Source organism: Shewanella psychrophila, assembly GCF_002005305.1.
Lineage (GTDB): Bacteria > Pseudomonadota > Gammaproteobacteria > Enterobacterales > Shewanellaceae > Shewanella > Shewanella psychrophila.
Map to the genome: position 1 here is coordinate 1,690,505 of NZ_CP014782.1, position 24,013 is coordinate 1,714,517.

A 24,013-nucleotide genomic window follows, 5' to 3' on the forward strand; every position below is an offset into this window, starting at 1 on the left:
GTAAATTTAAACCTTTTATAATAAGACCTTAAGCGGTGTGAAAAGTTCAGGCAACTCACCCCTTAAGTCTTTAGTTGCAATCCCTTGTTAATCTCATGTTATCAAGTGATAACTAACAAACTATTGTCATCAGCGAACTATAATAAGGCTTTCAAAGTCAAATAGGGTCATATTTTTGAGCAGAGTTTTATTCCTAAGAGAAAGGTACTTCAGATTAAGATTAAGCAAACGTCAAACAAACAGGTGTTTGCTATTTTTCTGTCGCCAAGCCATTTTTTAGCATTTAGTATCAATAAAGATGAAAATCCAGATCATTTAACCTGTAAAGGCAATCAAAAACAGTGAGATGCAAGGCAGTATATTGACAGTATTTTTGTTTGAAAATTAAGCGTATATTGTACGCTAACTTTTACAAACAAGAGATGTTTTACCATGTTTCGCGTTACTATCTACAGCATCGTCGCCTACGCTTTCTGGCTCACCTTCAGTGATATGTCTGATTACTTTAACACTCAAGCACATTCTGACAATTTCAGTAAAAACCAAGTCGAAACCGTTATCTTTCCCATTGAGAATAGTGACCGTGAAAACAGTGGCCTTGAGAAAAATAATCTTGATAAAAGTAATATGCGGCTAAAGACGATGCTCACCCAAGTTACTGCTAGCAACGTCAATATAATCCAGTGTGAAGATGAAGAAGATTGCGGCCTTAGCCTATTGGTAGCAGCTGAATAACGGCATTAATCAAATTATTTGCCCAGTGAAAATGTTACCGCAGCTTCTGAGTGGATTGCGGTCGTATCATACAAGGGTACTTGAGTATCTTGCTGATTAACTAATAGCGCGATCTCAGTACAACCTAATATTACTGCCTGTGCCCCCTGAACATAAAGGCTTTCAATGATCTTCAGGTAGGACTGGCGAGATTGTGGCTCCACTTTACCAAGACAGAGTTCCTCATAGATAACCCTATGAACGACTTCTCTATCTTCAAGATCAGGCGTTAGCACCTCGATACCATATTTCTCGATCAAACGTCCCTTATAGAAGTCCTGTTCCATAGTAAATTGTGTACCCAATAGCCCAACAGTTTTTACCCCATCTGCAATAAGCTTATGAGCTGTAGCATCGGCGATATGCAACAAAGGGATCTCCACAGCGTGCTCCATTTTTTCGGCAACCTTGTGCATGGTATTAGTGCAGATCATAAAAAAATCTGCCCCCGCAGCTTCAACAGAGCGCGCCGCCTCGGCGAGTATCTCTGCAGTTTTCCCCCATTCTCCCAGATGTTGCAGACGCTCAATTTCGGCAAAATCGACGCTATAGAGGGCGATTTTGGCCGAATGTAAACCACCGAGCTCATGCTTAACGCCTTGATTAATTGCCTGATAGTAACTGACTGTTGATTCCCAGCTCATGCCACCTATCATTCCTATGGTCTTCACACTCTCTCCATAATGTAGTCAAGTTAGCAGGTTACAAACTAGCAGGCTTAAACTCACGTGTCAGCAGGATCACCACACCTTCACGGCAACGTGAACGGATTGAGTCAGCTCATCGAGTGTCTTACCCGAGCGGGCAAGCACAGCAGAACCATGAATAAAGCTCAAAATATAATTAACATTGGCCTCAACATCGAAGCTTTTCTCCAGATTGCCTTGAGCCTTCTCCTCTTTAAAAAAGTCGGTCAGCAACTTTTGATGAGAGCCTTGGATCGTTAATATGGCATCCATGGCACTCTGGGGCATATCATGACTAGCAGATTCTGCGGCGCACAGAGAAACAAAACAGCCCTTTGGCAGCGATACATCACAATGCATCTCTATCACAGACAAGAGGTAATTTAACAAGCGTTGTTTGATGCTAAGATTTTGCTGTTGCAACATTTCAACATGGGGCGCGGCATATTTGGCCAGATAGTGCTCAGTCGCTGTGACAAACAGCTGCTCTTTATTGCCGAACGTCGAATACAAGCTAGGCTTGTTAATCCCCATACTTTCGGTCAAATCTGTCATGGACGCGCCCACGAAGCCCTTCTGCCAAAATACTAAGGTCGCTTTCTCTAAGGCTCCATCAATATCGAAGTTACGTTTTCTACCGGAAGCCATACCTGCCTCAGCTCATCTATATAAATAAAATAATCTTGGTTCTTGACAATATTGTACCGATCGGTAAATATAATATCAAATGTACCGATCGGTACAAAATGTATTTTAAACCGTAAAGAAAGTGATAACCTTGAGAAGGAAGTTAGCAATGAGTTTTGATATTACAGATAAAGTGGCGCTGGTTACCGGCGCGAATCGCGGCATAGGCAAGTCAATCGTTGAATCGTTTCTGGCTCACGGCGCTAAGAAGGTCTATTTAGCAGTGCGCGATCTCGACTCTACAACCTAACTCGTAGAGCTATATGCAAATAAGGTCTCCCCTCTGCTGATCGACATGTCCAAACCAGAATCAATTGTAGCAGCCGCGAAACTGACTGCAGATGTACAAGTCGTTGTGAATAACGCAGGCATATTGAAAGTCGCCGCCCCTTTAGATGAACATGCCGAGCAGTCATTGATCGAAGAGCTAAACATAAACGCATTTGGTTTGCTGCGCATAGCCCAGGCATTTACCCCGGTACTAGAGAAAAATGGCCCTGGTGCCTTGGTTCAACTCAACTCGGTAGCTTCAATTAAAAACTTTGCAGCACTCACCACCTATTCAGCATCAAAAGCGGCTGCATATTCTATTACCCAAGGTTTAAAAGAGAGCCTGGCGCCGAAAGGAATCGCTGTATTGAGTGTCCACCCTGGTCCTATCAATACCGATATGGCGGCCCAAGGTGGCATGACTGACATTGCCGAGCCCACCAGCGTTGTTGCCGAAGGGATAGTGAGCTCACTAAAAGCAGGAGATTTTCATCTCTTCCCCGATGCCATGGCCAGAGACTTTCAAGGTGCCTACCAAAGCTATGCCGACAACATCATCGAGGCTGATTTATCTGAATCTTGATGATCGACTCAAATCCGAAGGGGCTGTGATGAGCCTTCAAATCAACGTTCGTAGGACTTGCCTACCCCTGCGGTGAATTGGCCTTTATCTATCATTTGGCCCTTATATACAAGTTTGAATCGATATGTCTAGCTGCCTAGATGCCCGATTATCGGCTTAAGTGTAAGGGCTTTACAGTTTGCAAGCCTAGTTGACCAGCTTCTGTAATAGACGTATCAGCTCTTTCTGCTCACTCGCTGAGAGTGGAGCTAATAACTCTTTATTCACCGCGACAGGAATAGGTAATAGTTGACTCTGTAGTGCTCGACCTTTCTCGGTTAAATAAATGTGAAAACTTCTACGACTGTTTGGATCGCTTTGTCGCTCAACCAGAGACAGCTTAACCAGTTTATCCAATGTTCTGGTAGTGGTTGAGTTTTCAATCATAGATTTTCTGGCAATCTCACTCTGTGTGACCCCCTCTTCCTCAAAAAGGCACATCAAAACTGGCCAAAGGGCTAGAGTTAATCCCTGCTTTTTCAGCTGCTCTTCAAATTTTCTTGCAGCCCTGTTGGCAATAACATTTGTTAACCATCCAAAGCTAGCTTGACGCTCAAACTTTTTACTCATTATTTGCTCACGAACATATTATGACTGTGCAACTATTGCAATGGTAACTAATACCGAAGCAATTAACACTACACATGCACGTTTATTTGATTCAAAGCTTAATACGACCTGTTCTGCTCGGCTTTGAACCCCAAGCACCATAGCCCAAACTAGCGGCTTCGAGCGTAACTTGTAAATCAGAATAGCCATCAAATGTAACCCTATTAGCACAGGTAATAATATTGCTAGCCATGCATGAACACCCATTAAGCTCTCAACCACACCCTCGGTTAACCATATATCAGCAAACGGTATCTTTACTACCAAACCCGCAACGATTAAACCCGTTAAGCACTGGAGGAATAAAACTACCAACATGAGTATAACCATCCACCCTCCTGCAGGATTATGACCAGGTTTCTCTTGCTTCTGACCCTTTATATGATTAATTACAGTCTTGGGCGATTGAACAAAATGAGAAAAACGACTGGTTTCACTACCTACTACTCCCCATAAAACTCGCCAAATAAGCAATGTAGCTAGGCCTAACCCCAAGCCCACGTGAACCATAATACCTTGATAACCTGTCACTATTAATCCAACAACCAAAACAACTTGAAGCCAGTGATATAGACGTGTAGGTAGATCCCAAACTTTCATTTCATACTTCCATCATCAATGCGGTTACAATAATTTACATGACAACTGTTGCGCACGCAATGATTGTCATGTAAATTATTGCTCATACCAAAGGCATGAAGACTTGTTGCCTAGATTCAATACACAACCTACAAAGGAATAATTAGAATGAAATACAGTCCTAGCATAATCATTATCTGCGCGACACTTTCGCTAAATGCTATTGCTAAGGTGAATAAATTTGAGGATGAGATAAAAGAGCGTAAAGCGTCATTTACTCAAATAGAGGAGCTCAATGATCAAATTGAAGCAGATCTTAAAAGTGATGAGATCCCTTGGCCAGTTCTACTGGCTAACAGCAGCAACCTGCTAGCCGCAACCTCCTCATTAAGTGGTTTATTTCCACAGGGGAGTCATGAGAATAGCAGAGCAAAACAAAAGATTTGGAACACGCCTACAAAGTTTAAAAATGAATTAGCACTCATGGATCGCCATTTTCACGCCCTCAATACTGCGATATTACAAAAAGATACTAACGCTGCAAAACTTGCTTTAAAAAAAGCAAATTCCACATGCAATAGCTGCCATAGAAAATACCGTTCATGGTGGTAATCAACTTAACCAAACTATAAATCCAATTAATCTAACTCAATAAATATATAAAGGAAATATTATGAAACGCTTACTAATCACCGTACTGATGATCATACTCCCTACCACTGCCATGGCGCAGAATGTCATACTCATCAACCCTTTTGAGGTGCCAAAGGGTCAAGAAACTGAAACCATTGTCTACTGGGAGGCAGCAAGAGACTTTCTAATGGAACAGCCAGGCTACGTCTCCACCGAGCTACACCAATCTATACAGCCGGATGCAAAGTTTCATTTAATCAATATCGCCGAATGGGAAAGCATCGAAACCTTCAAGGCTGCAACATCAAAAATGAGGAAAGAGTTGAAGCAGAAGCCTATTGAAGGGATGAAGTTTTATCCAGCCCTGTATGACGTCATACGTAAATAGTTAAAATAAGCATCTCGCCCCCAATCACCTAGACAAAACTGGACTCTCCCTGATAGTTAAATGTCAGAGAGAGTCGCTTATATCTTGGTACCAAAAGTATGCATACCAGTAACATTAATTATTCAGGATCGGCGACTAAGAGCACCCCCCTGACATAATCCACTACCGAGCTACTTGCTACCACGGCGCCTGCTGTCACATCTAAATTCATGATCCCTTCGTCAGCAATAACAGGAGTCGATGACCACAGATATGAATAGCCGCCTTCGGCCTGAGCAATCGCATCGACATTAGGGAAAATCACGTTGTTCATCGCTGGATGCACACAGCGTTGCTCACGTATAGAAACAAGCTCTTTGATGTTAGGCACGCGCCAATTTGTCTTATCAGCAAAGTGATATAGTTTATTTGCCTCATTCGTTCTGGCATTGTCTGCTGCTTGCAGCGCACCTTGCCAGAAAACAGCTACTGGCATGCCATCGCAATGCTTAGTCTCATTGTTCCAGCTCTGGCCCACAGAGCAACGCATCCAAGTTAGCTTAGTGGCTTGATCTGTTACCGTGCCGTCATTATTATCGATAAATCTTGCGGTCGGTGTACTGGCATCGAAACTCATTTCACAAGCTTGTTCCACCGCCGACGCAGAGAAACTCAGGATTATCGCCGCAGCTAATAGTAATTTTTTCATTATATTTCCCTAATTCTCTTATTTAACACCGACAAGACGGACAGGTAAGGCTGATGGATAGTCACAATCATCTTGACTAACACAGTATGAGTAAGACGTTGTAGCGCCCATATACCAACGGTTGAAACCTAAGGTCCACATGTAGGCAGACTGATCCATCGAGGCATAATTTTCTACCGAAGGCGTACTTGTCCAATAATCGTTATCCGCTGTATTGGGGAAGAACTTGATATCAACAGCCATCTGCACATCATCGCTACCTGAATCGGTAGAGGCAAAGTTAACTAGGCTATAAAGCTGATCAAAAGTGGGTAACTGCCAATCCTTAACCCCACATAAACCTTGTTTCTCTTCCAACTCATTCAGGTAGGTCTTATATTGCGCTATGGTGCAGATCCCATTGGCATCATCACAACTGGCCTCACTCACCTCACCTTCGATAACGGCTCTGTCATCCTTGATGTAGACCAGCAGATGATCTTTATCTTGTACGCTTGCACCATCAGCTGCTTTATTCTCCCAGATAAGCCCCGTATTTAGATCTTTAACACAGCTCCATTGCTGAGCATCGGCAACCAATGCCTCGCCCTTAGCATCGAGTTTCAGATAACTAAAACCAGCAAGTCCGTCACTGTTATCATTATTGGTTTTATCCAGACCATAGTTAGCATCTTGCCCGGCAAACTGCTCGTCCTGGCTATCGGAAGCGAAAGCGCTGCCATCGGCAAACAAGGTGATGCCAGTGTCTGTCATGGGATAAGCCGAATTTAGCTGGCTGGCGTAACCCACGATATCTTTTGCAAAACTTGCCATCTCTTCATCTGTCATACCAGCCCATGAAGCCAGATGCTGGCTCATTGCGGCCAGTAAAGCCGGCGATTGAACCGCCTCACCACCTATCGCTTGCCACATGATATCGAATTTAGGATTAAAATCGGTCAAGGCATCATGATGCTGTAACAAGCTGGCGTCAGTCGGCAACTCAAGCTTAAATTGCTTGTTTAGGCTTGTTGCTATCGAAGCTAATGCCTTTTCTTGTGTCATACCGTTAAGCATAAGACCTGATACCATGCTGGAAACAGGGCTTAGTGTCACTTCACTCTTGTCAGCGATAGCCGCAGATGCAAGGTAACGCACCATAGGTTTATCACTGCTGGCTCCCTCACTCTGCACTATGTAGTAATTATTCAGCACAGCCACATCTTCGCTGCTCAGATTAGCCACACCGGCTGTCATATCTGCCTGTGTCTCACCCATATCACAGACGAAGTTTTGGTTACTATCGGCGCAGACCTGACCATCTACATCCGTGCCAGCAGCAAAGCTAACGCTGTATATCTTGCCTGGTTCAGTCGTCGGTGTGGTGGTCGAGTCATCGCTCGAGCCACAGGCGGTTAATCCGGCACAAACGAGCGCGAGATAGAGCGGGCTTAAGTTTCTTTTCATGGTCCTACTTCTCCGTTTTTACATATTGTCGTGTTATATAAGCGAAACAAAGCATCCAAAGTGTCCAGCCTAGGCTGCCACCTGAATCTTTCGTTTTTTCATCGGTTTTCTTATCTGGCTGTGGAGTCACATCTGGCTGACTACAGGTGTACTCACTCACCTGACTCAAACTCCATGAAAGCAGCTTGCCCTTATGACCGGCGTCATGATCGATGATCTGCAACTGCCACTGACCTGTCAGGCTCTCATCTATCACTGCAGACCAGTCGATATCGGCCACATTGTTTGGCAAGGTGTGTCTGAAACTCGTACGCGGGTAATAATCCCGATCCCAGATATCGACCTGTAGACCCGACGGACTGATTAGCTTGATACTGAGCTGGTCAAACTGGGGATGCTCGATGTGCAGTGATAGCGTAAGATCTTGATTAACTTTAAAATCCTGCTGACTAAAGTCCAGATAGAAGTTGTTAACCCCCATCTCCTTGGTCAAACCGACATCATTGGCCGTTGCATCATTCAAGTCTCCACCAACACCTGTGGCCGTTTGATGAGCTCCCTCACCAATTGTCATCGCTAGCGCCAACCGAGAATGATTTATCGCGGCGATATCACTGGTGTAATGCACATCGACGGGTAATGTGATCTTCTGTCCACAAATAAGATTATCGCCAAGGGCTAAGGTAAACTGACCCTCTATGGCCTTGGTATCACCGGCCAGCAGCTCAGTAATTGGAGGCATATCACCACTCACTACAAGCCCCTCGGGTAAGTCTGAGAAGCTGAAGCTAATCGCTTCAAGTTTCGCCACCGCAAGGTTTTGCAGGCTAAGGTTTAACGGTACTGAGCCTGTCTGCTGCTTCACCACACTGGAGATGGCTAACTCGATGGGATCTAAGATCAAGCCATGTTGATCAAATTGCTGCTGCAAAATGGCCGCATAGTCTTTCTCTGGATGCATGCGGGCGGCCATGTCGAGAGTAGACAGGGCGAGCTGATCCATACGTACCCCGGCACCCATGCCGTACATGGCTTCGATAACAATTCGTTCAAAATCGTCAATCGCTTCATCGCCATGGCTTTCGAACGCCCGGCGCATCCCCTGAAACAAGGGCGTCGACCAGAGCTGATCGCCTAAGGTATCTTTTACCCACTGGTGAGCGGGATAATTATAATTAGGATTATATTTAGCCGACTGATCGTCTAAGGTTCTGGGCTTACGATTACCGAACCTGGCATCCCAGTTAAACATGACATTTGGCTCAAAAACCTGACCTTGTGGATCCCTGAAACTGTGCACTCCAGCATAGAAATCAGAGAAACCTTCGCCTATGGCACCGCTGTCCCCTCCCTTATCGCTATTATTGATAAAGTGCATCAAACCATGGCCAAATTCATGCCAGATCACGTCGGCATCTTCACCGTCGGGCACACCACCGACACCGAGCAAGATCCTATTTTCCAAGAAGGAATAGGCCGACTGATCGTTAGTGCCACCACGAGCATCAATCTCAATAGGAGAATAAAATATCTGGCTAGCACCTTCATAACCAAGGCTCTGCAGATGACGCTGAGCCTTATCCAGATGATAATAAGCCATGACCTGAACAAACTCATCGTCATGACGGCGCCACTCAATGTCGCCAGTTAGCAAGGGAGCGGGATTTACGGGCTCTGCTAAATCAACGACCTTCACATAGGGGCCACTGAGCATAAAGCCACCATCGACAGCCTGAAGATCTTGCAGCTCGACTCGGCTATAAGCAGCCTCTGGTAAGGTCTCACTCAGAGCCTGTTGCTCCAGACTTTCGTCCATCAGCTTAGTCTTAGGATCTGGATTGAATACCAGCGCCTTAAGACTGTTACCAGTCAGCAAGTCATTCGGAGTAAAGTCAGCCAGATAAGCTTCAACCGTGCGCTCCTTGGCCAAAAATTGTTCATGGGTTAAATCGATATAGAAAGAAAATGTCGCCTCAGGTTTAAACTGTTTGACCTTCACCTGCCACACGGGCTCAATGCCCGACGCCTCAGTCAACCACCAACCTTTGGCCAGACCTTGGATGTCGAAATTATCCGCTTCGATGCCGATCGCCTGAGCTATCACATCCGACTCAGGTGCAAGCTCAGACTCAGGCCAGATGTGTGATTGCAAGGAAGCAACTGACGCCTGATAGTAGCGAAATGGCATGCCGCCACGGTTCACCCCTAAGGCATCCACCACGGAAAATATCGGTAGCCCATCGATTAGAGGATAGAAACTGTAGTAATGGCCGAATACGCCGCGGCGCTCATAGGCTAGCTGGTGTTCCCTTGAGAATTCCTGGCTCAGATAATCTTTAGCCTGGCCTGCACTTTCTACCTGAATGGGAGTCAATGGCGTCAGAAAATGTAATTCACTTGCACCACAGATGCCGCTAACGAGCAACGCCACAGCCGCTAATTTAAAATGATGTTTCATACTTCACCTAAAATGTGTAAGAGACAGAGGCGCTAAAGGTACGTCCTGGTTGAGTGGGCTGATAACCTGACGTACCGGCAACATCCTGGTAGCGCACATACTCTTTATCGAGTAGGTTTTTAATCGACAGGTTAACTTTGAAGTGGGCATAAACTTCGTATTGGGCTGCAAGATCGACAATCACCCAACCCGCTGGCGCCGGACAATCCTGCGGACCAGTGAGAGGATCGACACAGGTGGTCACATTCGCCATCTCGCTCGCCCCATTAACAAGGCCCGAAAGACGTAAGTTGTCGTATCGATAATTGAGAGAGACAGAGCCCTCTAGCGGGGTTAGAGTACGTAACTTTTCATCGGTGTCATTGTTCTTGCCATCGACCCAGCCCATTTGAAACTGGACGTCCAAATTTTCAGTCAAGTTATAATCTAGGTTGAATTCACCGCCCCAAGAGCTGGCACTGTCGATATTGACAAATTGACGTTCAAATACGCCGTCACTCTGACGAAGCCCAACCTCAACCCAATCGATAAATCCATCGAATTGGCTGTAGTAATAGCTTGCCGCAATATCCAGATCTTGCCACTGCCAGCGCATGCCCAGCTCTATGCTCTCACTGGTCTCTTCATGAAGCTCAGAATTAGGGATGATCTCAAACGGCGGGAAGGCAAACAGATGGGGAATACTGCCATAGACCTTGTCATAAGGCGCTGCGCGGTAACCTTGAGAATAGGCAAGGTAACCACTTATTCCGTCACTGGGTTCATAGCTTAAAGAAATACTTGATGAGATATTATCTGAATCGTTATCTTCCAGAGTAATATTTGAGATCTCAGTTTGTTCAGGTGTCAGGCTATTTCTGTCATATCGGCTGCTGAGAAGGACTCCCCAGCTATCTGTTAGGCTAATATCATCAGAAATATAGACACTGAAAGAGTCAGTGCTTGCATCGGCGAAAGGTTTATTCGACCAGTAGGTTTGTTTACCGTTCTCAATCTTATTGCGATTCTTAGTGCGAGAATGATTCAGACTCTGCCCTTCTAAGCCATAGAGAAAATTATGCTCTATGCCATATAGTTCGGTCCAGAGATCCATGTCAACGCTGAATCCATAGGTTTTTTCTTTGAACGTTTCATTACTCTCATATCTACGGTATCGCTCTTGTACATTCATAAATGTGCGCGTGAGCAAGTCGTTAACGTTATTTTCGTTTTCTGTTTCGCCATAGAAGATTTGGCCCGATAAGTTATCAAATAAGATGAATGACTCTGGCGAGTATTGCAGCTTGATCTGTTGCACCATTGAGCTTTGCTCTTCATCATTATCACGCTTTACCACATCCCAGGCACCATCAGGCTGAGGCACGGAACTCGGTGAAGCATTTGTCGACTTGGTCTGACTCTGCCAGTCACTATTGACACTCAACGACCACAGCTTGTTGCTGATAAGATTGGTATTGAAGGAGATACTAGTGCCATCGATATCGGCAGGGGGACGCGTCCCCCCATAGTTCTGTTGCTCATGGCCTTGCCATTGGCTACCGCGCAACATGACAGGAATATCAAATGCTTTGGTGGCTGCGGTGAAAGACAACTTCTTCTGTTCGTTAACCCCGCTATACAGGCCTTTTAACGACAGATAATTATTATGATGATAGAGGTAATCTGCCGCTTCCTTAGTCTCAACTTTCACCACACCACCTAAAGCACCGGAGCCAAAAAATGCCGAAGCGGGCCCTTTGGCCACCTCGATAGATTTCACATCATCGAGATCGAAATTAAATCGCCCAACACTGTCGTTAATGTCGCTGGCACCATAACCATCAGCCATCCGCACGCCATCTTTTATCATCAGGATGCGATTACCTGTTACCCCACGAATAGTAATGTTCTGGGGTGTACCCGCAGAGCCAGTCACTGAAACACCCGGTTCATTTCTAAAAAGATCGGACAGTTCCGTGGCCACCAAGTTTTCTATATCTGCTGCAGTGATCACTACGGCACTACCCGATATTTCGGTCAGCGGTTTCTCCAGACGGGTACCAACAATCTTGATCACCTCCATCTTGTCTTTTTTCTGTTCAACCTTTGTTGAAGGTTCGACCTCTGAGAAACTTAAACCACTGTAAATACAGGTAATAACGGCAACTGAAATGGGTAATAATTTCATAAACATCATGCTGTGATTGAGAAAGGCCAGCACCATACACCCAGATAATAATGATTACCATTTAGATTACAGTGAAACATTCGTTAATATGATGTTGATCACACTAATCGTAATGAGATCGATTATCGTTTGCATTGGTTTTTTATCTATATATTATTCCTGCTTTTTTTACAGGGATCACAATTTATGAACATTTTCTTACTCGAAGGGCTACTCGCTAACCTGTCTGGATATCTGATGACACCGGTACTCATTTGTATCGTCTTATTATTAATTTACTCCATCTATGCCATGGGACGATTTGCGGGCTTATTTTACGTAAGACGTAAGAATGCTCAGGGATACAGGCAGACGATTCAGATAAAAGAGCGTAAATGGTATTCGGGTTATCCCATACATAACTATTTCGTTAATAACCCAAAGGCTTGTGAAGATGAGCTCGAGGTGTTCGCCCTCAAGAAGCTTGAAAACTTGCGTGTTGTTACTCGTGTCGCTCCCATGCTGGGACTCATTGCCACTATGGTACCTATGGGTCCTGCACTCAAAGCACTTGCTGACGGTAATATTCAAGGGATCAGTGAGAGTCTTATCATCGCTTTCGCCTCGGTTATCTGGGGTCTGGTTATCGCAACCCTTACCTTCTGGCCTGCATCGGTAAAGAAGCGCTGGTTCGCGGCAGAATTGATTAATATTCGTAAGTTAAGGGGAGAATGAAGGTGCGTTTCTTAGATGAAGATGAAGAGCTCAACCCTATCCTGTCCAGCGTTAATCTTATCGATGTTTTTCTGGTGCTCATCGCCGCCCTGTTAATCGCCATAGCACAGAACCCCCTGAATACGTTTTCAGCCGAAAATGTCACCCTAGTTAAGAATGCAGGTAAGCCCAATATGGAGGTCATCGTCAAGGAAGGCAAAGAGATCAAACAGTACAAATCATCGGGGAATATCGGCAGCGGAGAAGGTGCTCGTGCCGGCATAGCTTACAAGATGGCCGACGGTTCGATGATTTATGTGCCTGAAGACACTGGCAGTTCGCCCTCAGATAAACAAGCAGCAATAAATAACCAGTAAAGAAGTGAGCAAAACATCATGTTTCTACGTGTATTGATACTGATATTCATGCTAATGCCAGGTTTTAGTCAGGCAGATGCGACAGAGCGTGCCGAAAAGAGTACCAAGCGAGTACTCATGGTCATGTCAAACTATAACTCGACCCCAAAAAAGGCACTATTAACAAAACTAGCAAAAGATCAGCCATTCGAACTCATCCAACTCATCACCAAAGGGAAGTCTGATAAGGAGATTGCTGAGCAGTGGCGCAGCGCCGATCTAGTGATGCTAGATGGCATCAACCCATCTCTATCTGAGTATATGTTCGAAAAATTCGAGACGATACCCACACTGTTTCCTCAGTTAAAAATCGTTTCACTGGGGGATCTTGAAGGTAAGACATTCAATCAGAACCTTGCCGTCGAACAGAGTCAGATGCTGGCAGAGTATTTTCGTAATGCTGGCGGTAGAAACTACAAAAACATGATGGCTTATATTGCTGGTGACGTGTTCAATATCAGTAAGATAAAGGCGCCAAAACCATCAGTCACTCCGGTAACCGGCCTGTATCATCCACAATATACTGATCTACTAACCGATAATGAGCAGGCGTTTTTTACCTGGCTTGCCCCAACTAAACAACAAGCGGTGATCACCATAGGAATCCACCGCTCGGCTATAGATTATGAGCAACAGCAAGTTGTCGATGCCATGATCAACGGCATAGAAGCAAAAGGCCAACGTGCCTTCGCTTTCTTCTATGACGATAAAGAGGATAAGTTAACATACACTGACTTGTTAACAGATGACGATGGGCAAGTACGTGCTAACCTTATGATCAACTATCGCTCGCTTCATTATGTGAAAAAACGCCGCGACGAATTTGAGCAACTTGGGATCCCTATAATTCATGCGCTTAACTATGTCGATGGTGACAGTGAGCATTTCGCACAAGCTCAAGCAGGAATATCCCCAGGCTTAACCCCATTTCTTCTGGTTATGCCAGAAGATACTGGCAGTATCGACCCCTCTATTATCGCAGCCAATGAAAGGGGCAATAAGGTGGTGATGCCCAGAGAGATGAATGCCCTCATCGAGCGCACCGTCAACCATGCCAAACTTGCCATCACCGCTAATAAAGACAAACGTGTCGCGACATTTATCTGGAATTACCCACCTGGTGAAAAAAACATAGGCGCAGCATTTCTTGATGTCCCAGCCTCAATAGAGGTGATTGCCAAGGCAATGAGAGAAGACGGTTATAACGTCAATCCTAAGCCAGCAAAAGAGATCATCGAATCTGCAGGTAAATTACTGCGCCCCTATTATCGTGACGAAGATGCCAGTGGCTTATTAAATGAAGATTTAGCCGACCTACTCCCCCTATCGATTTATAATGCTTGGTTTGCAGACTTACCAATATCGGTTCAAGAATCAATCAACAAGCGATGGGGACAGGCCAAAGACAGCCCTATGCTTACCGACAAGGACGGCGAGCTTGCCTTCATCATTCCTCGGATGAACCTTGGCAATCTTATCGTGCTTCCCCAAGGGGGCCGCAGTAATGATATCAGTGAGCAAGGAGCCCTTTATCATGATATGAAAACCCCTATTAATCATGGATTTTTGGCCATCTATCTCTACGCCGAGCAAGTCTTTAATGCCGATGCCATTATTCACTTGGGCACCCATGGCTCACAAGAGTGGTTGCCCGGCAAAGAGCGTGGACTTTCGGTCAATGACTCACCCAACTTAGCCGTTGGTAATGTGCCAGTATTTTACCCTTACATCATAGACAATGTCGGTGAGGCGATGCAGGCAAAACGTCGAGGCCGAGCAACCACTATCAGCCATCTGACCCCAGGTTTTGCTAAGGCAGGTCTGTATGCCGATATCGCTAAACTCAACGACCTGCTGTCAAATTATCGCCTGTTGGATGAGGGACAAACGAAAGAGAATACCAAGAAAAATATCACCAAAAAAGTTGAAGCCCTTAACCTGCTAAAAGATTTAGCCATGGAAAAGCAGGAGTTTGACCGTGATTTCGACAAGAATTTAGCCCGACTCCAAGATCAGCTTACCGAGATGGCTGAACAGGCTCAGCCGCTCGGAGTACATACCTTCGGCTTGCTACCTAAAGAGCAGCACTTGTATAGCACCATGCTGCAGATGTTGGGCGATGATTTTACCAAAGCGGCCAAAGTCTACGAAAATGACCACGGCCTGACTCTACCTGCTGATAAACAGAAAGACAGGCTGAACGTGACACATCTCGAGGCTTTAGCTGGCTTCCAACTGTTACAGGCCTCGATTCAAGGTAAACAGCTTGATGACTTAAGCCAAGAGTTACAAACCTGGCTCAGTACTGCAAAGCAATACTGGGATAATTTTGCCAAGATTGCCGAGACAGAGAACTTACTCTTAGCCCTATCGGCTAACTATATTCCTGTGTCATATGGCGGCGATCCAATTCGTAGCCCTGAGTCAGTACCAACCGGACGTAATCTTATTGGATTCAATCCGGCAAAGGTGCCATCGAAAGAAGCCTATGCGGCGGGTGTATTGCTGCTGGAACAGACAGTGGCGGATTACCGAGAAAAGCACGGTAAGTACCCAGACAAACTGGCTTTTTCTCTCTGGTCGCTGGAAACCATGCGTCATCATGGGGCCTTAGAAGCACAAATACTTCAAGCGCTGGGTGTTAAACCCCAATGGGACGATCAAGATGATGTCATTGGGGTCGAAGTGATCCCCATGAGTGAGCTCAAACGCCCAAGGATTGACGTGGTGGTATCGGCAACGGGTCTATACAGAGATGCCTTCCCCAATGTCATGCTCTGGATGGCGGATGCTATCGATACCATAGCGACAATGAAGGAGGACAATAATTTTGCCTATCGCCATTCTCAAGCAATGAAACAGCAACTGGTGGATGAAGGTAAAACGGAAGAGGAAGCCGATTATCTCTCCAGCATTCGTATTTTTTCAAATGATTCTGGCACTTACGGTTCAGGTCTTGCGGATCAGACGTTGAACTCTGGCAATTGGGAAACCGATGATCAGATGAGTTCACTCTATGTAAAACGAATGGGTTATGCCTATGGAAAAGACGAGAGTCGCTGGAGCGAGAAAGTCAGCGATGTCGATCTCTATGGCAAGGCCCTGTCTGGTACCGATGCGGTGATATTTTCCCGTTCGACCAACCTCTATGCCCTACTGACTAATGATGATCCCTTCCAATACTTCGGCGGTATTGGTCAGGCAGTAAGAAACATTGATGGTCAGACGCCTGAGATGTATATCAGTAACTTACGCCGTAAAGATAAAATAAAGTCACAAACTATGGCCAGCTTTCTCAATAACGAGATGCGTGGGCGCTACTTCCACCCTCGCTGGATAGAGGCAATGCAAGCGTCAGGTTATGCCGGGGCGACAACCATACTCGATCGTATCAATAATCTCTGGGGCTGGGAGGTAATGACACCAGAGTTAGTAAGAGACGATCAGTGGCAGGAGGTATTTGAGGTCTATATTGAAGATAAGTATCAGTTAGATATGCAGGCCTTCTTCGAAGAGAACAACGCACACGCGCTGGCTCAAATGCTTGAACGCATGATTGAGGCCAATCGTAAGGACTACTGGAAAACCGATGAAGCAACCATTAAAAAGATGCTTGAAACCTATATCAGTCTCGCTAATCGCTTCGATGTAGTCACAGATAACGACAAATTTACCGAATTTGTCGAAACCCGGGGGGCAGGCTTTGGCTTGGCACCACTGGCACCTGCGTTAGAAGTTCCACAGCCCAGCCAGTCAAAACCTACACAGGCAAAACAACAGGTCACGGGACAGAAACTGGAGCAGGTGCAAAAACCAAGTGAACAAAAAGATGATTTCTGGTATCTAGTTCCCCTATTCGCCTTGCTATTTATCTTCTTCGCTGGCGCAGTCAAGCCATTATTGACGAGAGAGCCTCAGCGAGGCAAAGACGTCGGCTAGCTGACGCCGTAAACATCAGAGGTATAGGAATAAAAAAACAAAAACGGCAGAGCGTATTAACGCCCTGCCATTTTATTGAACATGGTAAATGAATTTATAATATTCAATATTAAGCGAGTTCTGCCTCAAGCTCAGCTTTTGACACCCCATGCCACTGATAATGATTATTGGCCTTCTTACTCACCACACCTTCATCGAATAGCCTAGCAAAAATTTCATCCACCTCATCAGTAGAAAAATTTAAGTGCTTACTCACCGCCCGTTTGCTGCAATTCACTCGATTTGAGCTTAATGCCTGGATAACTTGTTCATAGGAGGTTTTCTCGGGTTCACTCACAGTATCTGTTTCATCAAAATGAGACAGTAATTCGGTGGGCATACTCTCCTTCGCGGTAAAGCCCTCGATGGTCAGCGGCTTCATGTTATGAAATTGATGGCGAAAACGATTCTCTTCACCGATAAGACCGACAAAGAAGGCAGCGAAGAAATCTAGCAATACCGAGAGAAAAACCACTAGACCCAGCTGAGCCGTGCTAGCCTGAATGTTCAAAAAGCTGGCTAAGCTGTCGATCAAGCCAATGACAGAGCCTTGACTGACTAGGGGCAAGCTATCTCGCTCCATGGCCAAAGTTTGTTGCTCCAGCCTCAGCTTATTATTCTCTTTCTGAATACGCGTTACCCCGGTAGCAATGCGCTCCATCTGAATGTATTTCTCGGCGGCCACATTATTGAGCGCTATCTGCTTCTCGATGGCCTCAATCTGCATATTAAAAGCATTAACCTTACTTTGTTGTACGTTGACATGCTCCTGAGCCTTGTTAGTCGCGCTGTTGATGCCACCCACTGAACCACCGATTGAGATAGCCGCGAGCACCAGATAGAAGCCTAATGCGGATAACATGCCAGGGTAGTTACGTCTCCCATGACGTTCGCCCACCTCATACCAGGCAAAAAATTTACCCAGTTCGAAAATCACCGCTAGGCCGCCAAACAACAACTGCATCACAGGGTCGTCATCAATGGACAGAAACAGCAATAGGGAGAATACGATGGAGGCTAAGATAGAAGCGCCAGTGAAGCTATAGACGCTCCACATGGCGAACTTACCTTTCGGGAAACGTAGGGCTAAATCTTGATTGTAAAACATATCTGACTTCTATGTCGGCGAGCCGGTGCTCTTGGTCCGCAGCTTAACTCTGCAGACAGAAAAAATGGAGCGCTAGCATACATGAAATCTACGCTATTTCCCTTATAAACCACGGCCTAGCAGCACTTGTTGGCGGTTTTTCATTCGCCGATGAGAAATCTGCTTAAAGCCTGCTCGCCTATGTGTATCGGGTATTGATACAGTGTAAATACAGGGTTAATTGTCAACGCCATAAAAATAACGGCCTTGCATCGCTAATCGATACAAGGCCGTAAACTGACTTATCACTTATAACTTATGACTACGATACAACTGAGACTAATCTCTTTGCAGGGCGACAATCGGATCCAGTTTAGCCGCTTTCTTCGCCGGATAGAGGCCAAAACCCACACCAATAGTCATACACACTCCTAGTGCCAACAAGATAGCAAAGGGAGACCATGCCACCGGCCAACCCGCGGCAGAAGAGATCACGAACGCCAGCAACAGGCCAACACCTATGCCTATAACACCACCCGTAGCCGAAATGACTATACTCTCGATCAAAAATTGACGAGCAATATCTTTACGTCTGGCGCCTAATGCCCTGAGTAAGCCTATCTCTCCAGTACGCTCCATAATGGTAGCCAACATGATATTCATAATACCTATGCCGCCCACCAGCAAGGAGATCCCTGCCACACAGGCCATGACAATATTGAATATCTGTTGTGTCTTCTGATGTTGAGCCAGCAAATCAGCCGGTACCACTATGTCATAATCTTTTTCACCACCGTGGCGACGGTTGATAAGATGCCTCAGACTCTTGGCTGCCAACGAAGGCTCTACACCTTCGGTAAGTGACACCTTAAAAGCATCTAATTCATCTTCCAGACTCTTAAAATTCATCTTCTTCAGAGCTGTGGTGAGAGGAATGAATACTTCATTTCGCTCTCCACCCAGTTTTACTCCCTGAATTTTTGACTTACCGTTCTGGGCATCGGTCAACACCCCAACCACGGTGAACCACTGATGATTTATCTTGATCACGCTGCCGATAGCCTTGCCCTGTGGAAACAAACTTCTGGCAGCTTCCGGGCCTAATACCGCGACTTGTCGATAATGGGCCTCATCCTTGGAATTAAACGCTGCTCCCTCGCTCATCTTCAGGGCACTCAAGTCAAAATAGCTAGGTGTCACCCCTTTAACCTGAGCATCACTGCGGCCTTCAAGGCTGAATAAACTGAAGGTTTTGACCTGCTTCTCGGCGCTCCAATTCTCCACGAAGGGCAAGGTATCCTTGGCACTCTCCACATCTCTGAGGCTCAGACCTATGCTGTGCTCTCGAATCGATTTAAGCGCTTCGCCATCCGCTGGTCTGGCATTGACCACCAGGTTTCTAACCCCCATGGATTCAATCATCTTCAGCGCTTCTCGCTCTGCGCCCTCGCCCACACTCAACATGGCGATCACGGCGCCAACGCCAAATATCATCCCCAGTAGGGTCAAAGCAGTGCGTAATTTATGGTGCCGCATCTCATCGAAAGCCTGCTTAATCCCTTCAATATAGACTTTACTCTCATTGACTAGACTCATATTAGCCTCCTCTTTGGAAGCGTGGTAAGCGCAATCACATTACCCTGATTTAAGCCATCGGTGCTCACTATGACAATATTCATACTCGGCTCCTCTTTGGGGGCGTCGTGAGGGCAATCACATCACCCTGATTTAAGCCATCTGTGATAACGGTGCGATTTAAACTACGACTGCCAGGCGTCACCGCCTGCTTTATGAAACCAGCACGTGTCTTGAGGTAGACCCAATATTGACCCTCTTTCTGAAACAGAGCCTGATTTGGCACTGTGAGCACATCTTGTAGATTAAGCAGGTGAACCTGAGCCTGCACTTGCCTGCCAGGCTGCATGATAGACACTAATGTTTTATCTAAACTGATGGTAAATTGGAAATAGTTGACCGGACTGTCTTTTTCTTTAGGTTTAGCCAAGGCATCAACTTGAGTCACCTTACCGGTGAAAGGTTGATCCGGATAGGCATCCAGATAGACGGTCGCTGTTTTTCCTATGGCAAGACCCGCAGCCTCAGATTCCTGCACAAATAATTTCGCCTGCATCACAGAGGTATCGGGTAATAAGCCAATAGAGAAACCTGACCACATCATGTCTCCAACCATGGGAAACGAGCCATCCCAACCAGACTGATAGACAAATAAACCATCGTGAGGGGCGATGATCTCCATCTGATTAAGGTTACTCTCATAGCGGTTTATCTTAGCCGAATGGCCCTTTTGCTGAAGTTTTATTAACTCCTGCTCGGCATCGGCCTGTTCACCATGCTTATCTAAACCCCAATCAAAATAATGCATCTTAGCCACCAAGTAATCCTGATTACGCATCTGATCGATAATCTCTATCTTGGTATAGACGCGCTCATCTTCACTGAAGAAACGCTCAGCTAATTCTTTCTCTTCGCTGGTCACCCTAGTCCCCGCTGAAAGTGACTGACTGATTGTCTTGTCTTTCTCGGTCTGCATCTGACTATCGAATGCCAACTTGTCGAAATCGAACTGTTCCATCTTGAGGCGATAATTTTCTCGGGTGGGATCCATTCTGGCGACAACGTCCCCCGCTTTAACCTGGCTGAAGTTATCTAATATCCAGGCTAATGACTGTGGGCCACGTAGTCCTGTCGGCACGATAACAGAGGTGGACTGGCTGGCTTCAAGCTCTCCAACCGCTGGGATCTCGACATTGAAATCGGCTCGGCTCACATCCATGGTGAGTACGCCGTCGCTGGCTTGTTGACTGCATGCCGTCAACGTAAGCAGTAACATCAAACTAATGGGTGCCAACTTAACCGTTTTCATCGTTTTGTTTATCATGGCAGTAGTACCTCTTGGCCAGCTTCAAGCCCAGAACGTATCGATACCTGTTCTTTGCCAATCGTCCCTATGGTGACATCCTGCTTAGAGTCGCCAAACAAACCAGGTAAAAGTACATATGCCTGACCAGACTCGTAATGTACGGCGTCCAGAGACAATAAGAGTTCCTCCTTATCGTTGGCAATATCGATGGCAATTTTTGCTGTCATACCGGGTCTCATTAAATCAGTGTCTGCTTCATTAATGCTGGCTACAGCATCGAACACCACCAGAGGCACCTCCTGATTCTTATGACGAAAGACGGCGCCGAGCTCGATAATTTCCCCATGAAAGACTTTATCAGGATTAGCATCTAGTCTTATTTTGAGCTTCTGACCTAACTTTACCCGGCTAGCTTCTACTTCCGGTATCGTCATGTTCACCTGCATATGATTCAAATCAGGAATGCTGAGTACCGCATCCCCCATAAAAACAGACTGGCCTTCCTTAATCTTATTACCTTGAGAGTCATTACCGTATACCACCATGCCTTCACGGGGAGCTATCAGAGTAAGAGATTCTATGCCACGTTTAAGCGCTGCCACCTCGGAAGAAAATTTTTGTCTATCTCCCTCCAACATGGCTTCTCTTTGTTTAGCACTTTGATTTTCAAGTTCAATTTTTTGTTGGGTAAGTTTTACCTTGTCCTTAGCTATGACGGCATCCTTCTCATACTTGACCTTATCGATCGCTGCAACAGTTTCATCTGACAGCTTAAACTTACGCTCCGCTTTATCGAAACTCATCTTAGCCTCGGCGAGAGCTAGCCTCAGCTCCTCCAACTGTTTTGCATTGCGCAGCTTCGAGGTTTCAATGTCCTGTAGGGTTGCTTCTAATTTAGCCGTCTTGACCGATAAACGTTGGGTCAATTCAGAGGTATCGAGTTGGGCAACCATGTCCCCCTCTTGTACTTGAGAGCCTTCCGGTGCGAGCTGCTTTACCTGGTATTGCCACACTCTACGTATCGAAGGTGGCATCATAGAAATCGTATCGGCGGATACCAGCTCACCAGTAGCCTCAATATTTTGTTTCAACACGCCAAGTTCAATGGAAGTCACTGGCGCTCTCATGCACCCAGTTAGCAAGAATAGAGACAGAATTAAACTCGTAGGCAATAAGCGCTGAGGTAACAGTGAAATGTGAAAAGTCCTACTCATGATACGGCTCCAGTACTGACTAAAACACTCATACCAGGCACAATCTTGATATCTTCATCGGCCTTAAAACTCACCTCAACCTTGAACCAATTACTCTGACCCCAAGCTGGTTGTTTCTGAGCCTGACGACCAATACCTTTAATGTTACCGGTAAACGGTTTTTCCGATTGGGAATCCAGTCTCAATGTAACTTGAGTCCCCACAGCGATCTTGTCAACATCCACCTCATTGACCCAAGCGATAACCTCTAACTCCTCCATCGCAGGCAAAGTGGCTATTTGCCTGCCTATTTGCACCGTATCACCAACGGCAAACTTCTTATTATTCCAGGGATCGCTGTCATAGAGCACAGGGCCTTTTATCTTGGCCTTAACTTCGAGTTGCTCTAATCCGTTTAATGCTTGCTGTAACTCTAATTGAGCACGGCGTCGATCTATGGCTAATTGCGCCTTGCTGGCGGCTTGTTTATCCAATACTTCTTTTAGCGCCTGCTCGACTTTAGATAACTCACTTCGAGCCTGCATTAAGTTAAATTGGTTCTCGGCATAATCCTTAGCGGCGATATAATCCGCTGGCACATCGGCATCAAGCTGGCTCTTCTCGAGTTCAGATTTTTTCTGTTTAACATCGAATTTGGCCTGCAACACACTCGCAGTGAGATCGATACCCTGACTCTGCTCCTGAGCCGTGACCCTAAGCAGACTCGCTTCAAGTTGTTCTATCTGGTTGGCTATTTGACTCTTGTCGAAGATAACCACAGTTTCGCCCGGCTCGGCGACGGTCCCCTCGGGCAGCATCCACTGTATTTGATAACGCCAGGCATCCCCGGCCTTTGGCACCATAAAAGATTGAGACTGAACCGAAGAAATTTGCCCGGTGAGCAATAAAGCCTGTTCGCCTGTGTTAGCAATATCTGCAGCAGATACTGCGCTAGGTGCCGTGTTATTTATCACACTCACTTCCCCGGCCACAGCAAAATTAATCGGCAACGAAAATGAAGCAATCAAGACAAGTTTTGATAGAAATGGAGAACGATGAGAACTAAGCAGCATAGACACCACGCTCCTCTATTTCGACGATATGGCCATCTCGCATGCGGATCACCCGGTGGGCATAAGCGGCCACTTCCTCTTCATGGGTGACTAAGATAATGGTTTGACCCGCTTGGTGCAGCTCAGTGAATAACTCCATGATCTCCACCGATGTCTTACTGTCCAGTGCTCCCGTTGGTTCATCGGCCAATAAGATAGCAGGTTTGTTCACCAGTGCCCGCGCGATGGCGACTCTTTGTCTTTGACCACCAGATAGCTGATTGGGCCTATGGTCTTGACGTGTTCCCAGCCCTACCCGCATCAAGAGCTCATTGGCATAAGCTGTGTCGTCATTTGGCGGGATTGAATATCTTAAGGGTAAAATAACATTTTGCAGTGCACTCATTCTGGGTAACAAATGAAAACTCTGAAACACGAAACCTATCTCCTTGTTTCTCACCGCAGATAATGCATCGTCATCCAGGCTGGCAACCTCTTGTTCATTGAGCTGGTAACTCCCCGAGCTAGGCTTATCCAGACAGCCTATGATGTTCATCAAGGTAGACTTTCCCGAACCTGATGGCCCCATGATCGCAACAAATTCATTTTGTTTAATGGTAAAGTCGACTCCCCTCAGGGCAAAAACTGACGACTCCCCCATCTGATACTCTTTAGTTAACCCACTGACTCTTATCATAACGCTCTC

At 45.9% G+C, this 24,013-nt stretch carries 20 protein-coding genes and 1 pseudogene; 7 read left to right on the forward strand and 14 right to left on the reverse strand.

The window, feature by feature from the left end:
* Positions 1-432 precede the first annotated feature (432 nt).
* Entirely contained in the window at positions 433-735 is a 303-nt protein-coding gene (locus sps_RS07535; protein ID WP_077751976.1) for a hypothetical protein, read from the forward strand.
* A 14-nt stretch (positions 736-749) separates the two neighbouring features.
* Here the strand turns inward: sps_RS07535 and sps_RS07540 are convergent, their stop codons facing one another.
* Positions 750-1,445, reverse strand: a complete 696-nt coding sequence (locus tag sps_RS07540; protein WP_077751977.1) for an aspartate/glutamate racemase family protein — start codon at positions 1,443-1,445, stop codon at positions 750-752.
* Between the two features lie 69 nt (positions 1,446-1,514).
* The gene (locus sps_RS07545) at positions 1,515-2,108 is read right to left on the reverse strand and encodes a TetR/AcrR family transcriptional regulator (protein ID WP_077751978.1); all 594 of its coding nucleotides are present in this window, start codon (positions 2,106-2,108) and stop codon (positions 1,515-1,517) included.
* Positions 2,109-2,256: 148 nt separating this feature from the next.
* Here sps_RS07545 and sps_RS07550 point away from each other — a divergent pair.
* Positions 2,257-3,000, forward strand: a pseudogene (locus sps_RS07550) (SDR family oxidoreductase).
* A 186-nt stretch (positions 3,001-3,186) separates the two neighbouring features.
* On the opposite strand, the gene sps_RS07555 reads toward sps_RS07550, so the two are convergent.
* Both sps_RS07555 and sps_RS07560 read right to left on the reverse strand, forming a co-directional pair.
* Positions 3,187-3,609 (reverse strand): MarR family winged helix-turn-helix transcriptional regulator, encoded by a 423-nt coding sequence (locus tag sps_RS07555; RefSeq protein WP_077751979.1) that lies wholly within the window; start codon positions 3,607-3,609, stop codon positions 3,187-3,189.
* A gap of 18 nt (positions 3,610-3,627) precedes the next feature.
* The gene (locus sps_RS07560) at positions 3,628-4,248 is read right to left on the reverse strand and encodes a cytochrome b/b6 domain-containing protein (RefSeq protein WP_077751980.1); all 621 of its coding nucleotides are present in this window, start codon (positions 4,246-4,248) and stop codon (positions 3,628-3,630) included.
* A gap of 147 nt (positions 4,249-4,395) precedes the next feature.
* Between sps_RS07560 and sps_RS07565 the strand changes: the two genes are divergently transcribed.
* Positions 4,396-4,839 (forward strand): c-type cytochrome, encoded by a 444-nt coding sequence (locus sps_RS07565; RefSeq protein WP_077751981.1) that lies wholly within the window; start codon positions 4,396-4,398, stop codon positions 4,837-4,839.
* A 61-nt stretch (positions 4,840-4,900) separates the two neighbouring features.
* Complete coding sequence (locus tag sps_RS07570; protein ID WP_077751982.1) at positions 4,901-5,248, forward strand: antibiotic biosynthesis monooxygenase family protein; 348 nt, start codon at positions 4,901-4,903, stop codon at positions 5,246-5,248.
* A 118-nt stretch (positions 5,249-5,366) separates the two neighbouring features.
* Here the strand turns inward: sps_RS07570 and sps_RS07575 are convergent, their stop codons facing one another.
* The 4 genes from sps_RS07575 to sps_RS07590 are packed head-to-tail and all read right to left on the reverse strand — an operon-like array spanning position 5,367 to position 12,007.
* The gene (locus sps_RS07575) at positions 5,367-5,936 is read right to left on the reverse strand and encodes an Lcl C-terminal domain-containing protein (protein ID WP_077751983.1); all 570 of its coding nucleotides are present in this window, start codon (positions 5,934-5,936) and stop codon (positions 5,367-5,369) included.
* Between the two features lie 18 nt (positions 5,937-5,954).
* Complete coding sequence (locus sps_RS07580; protein ID WP_077751984.1) at positions 5,955-7,382, reverse strand: Lcl C-terminal domain-containing protein; 1,428 nt, start codon at positions 7,380-7,382, stop codon at positions 5,955-5,957.
* A 4-nt stretch (positions 7,383-7,386) separates the two neighbouring features.
* Complete coding sequence (locus sps_RS07585; RefSeq protein WP_077751985.1) at positions 7,387-9,840, reverse strand: proprotein convertase P-domain-containing protein; 2,454 nt, start codon at positions 9,838-9,840, stop codon at positions 7,387-7,389.
* Positions 9,841-9,847: 7 nt separating this feature from the next.
* Positions 9,848-12,007, reverse strand: coding sequence for a TonB-dependent hemoglobin/transferrin/lactoferrin family receptor (locus sps_RS07590; protein ID WP_169915709.1), 2,160 nt, complete (start codon positions 12,005-12,007; stop codon positions 9,848-9,850).
* A gap of 186 nt (positions 12,008-12,193) precedes the next feature.
* On the opposite strand from sps_RS07590, the gene sps_RS07595 reads away from it, so the two are divergent.
* From sps_RS07595 to sps_RS07605, 3 genes are read left to right on the forward strand one after another with little or no spacing between them, the layout of a single operon-like run.
* Positions 12,194-12,721 (forward strand): MotA/TolQ/ExbB proton channel family protein, encoded by a 528-nt coding sequence (locus sps_RS07595; RefSeq protein ID WP_077751987.1) that lies wholly within the window; start codon positions 12,194-12,196, stop codon positions 12,719-12,721.
* Entirely contained in the window at positions 12,718-13,077 is a 360-nt protein-coding gene (locus sps_RS07600; RefSeq protein WP_077751988.1) for a DUF2149 domain-containing protein, read from the forward strand. Before sps_RS07595 ends, sps_RS07600 begins: the two co-directional genes overlap by 4 nt.
* Before the next feature lie 18 nt (positions 13,078-13,095).
* Complete coding sequence (locus sps_RS07605; protein WP_237158017.1) at positions 13,096-17,055, forward strand: cobaltochelatase subunit CobN; 3,960 nt, start codon at positions 13,096-13,098, stop codon at positions 17,053-17,055.
* A gap of 109 nt (positions 17,056-17,164) precedes the next feature.
* Here sps_RS07605 and sps_RS07610 read toward each other — a convergent pair whose 3' ends face one another.
* From sps_RS07610 to sps_RS07635, 6 genes are all read right to left on the reverse strand, one after another.
* A complete protein-coding gene (locus sps_RS07610; RefSeq protein WP_077751989.1) occupies positions 17,165-18,202 on the reverse strand; it encodes a Preprotein translocase subunit SecY in 1,038 nt (345 codons plus the stop codon).
* Between the two features lie 318 nt (positions 18,203-18,520).
* Positions 18,521-19,777 (reverse strand): ABC transporter permease, encoded by a 1,257-nt coding sequence (locus sps_RS07615; RefSeq protein WP_077751990.1) that lies wholly within the window; start codon positions 19,775-19,777, stop codon positions 18,521-18,523.
* Between the two features lie 79 nt (positions 19,778-19,856).
* Positions 19,857-21,065 carry an efflux RND transporter periplasmic adaptor subunit gene (locus tag sps_RS07620; protein ID WP_149027395.1) on the reverse strand — a complete coding sequence of 403 codons (1,209 nt, stop codon included), beginning with the start codon at positions 21,063-21,065 and terminating at the stop codon, positions 19,857-19,859.
* 11 nt (positions 21,066-21,076) lie between these two features.
* Positions 21,077-22,189: an efflux RND transporter periplasmic adaptor subunit gene (locus sps_RS07625; RefSeq protein WP_077755586.1), complete on the reverse strand. Its 1,113-nt coding sequence runs from the start codon at positions 22,187-22,189 to the stop codon at positions 21,077-21,079.
* A gap of 83 nt (positions 22,190-22,272) precedes the next feature.
* Entirely contained in the window at positions 22,273-23,328 is a 1,056-nt protein-coding gene (locus sps_RS07630) for an HlyD family secretion protein (RefSeq protein ID WP_077751992.1), read from the reverse strand.
* A complete protein-coding gene (locus sps_RS07635; protein WP_077751993.1) occupies positions 23,318-24,004 on the reverse strand; it encodes an ABC transporter ATP-binding protein in 687 nt (228 codons plus the stop codon). Before sps_RS07635 ends, sps_RS07630 begins: the two co-directional genes overlap by 11 nt.
* Positions 24,005-24,013: the final 9 nt, after the last annotated feature.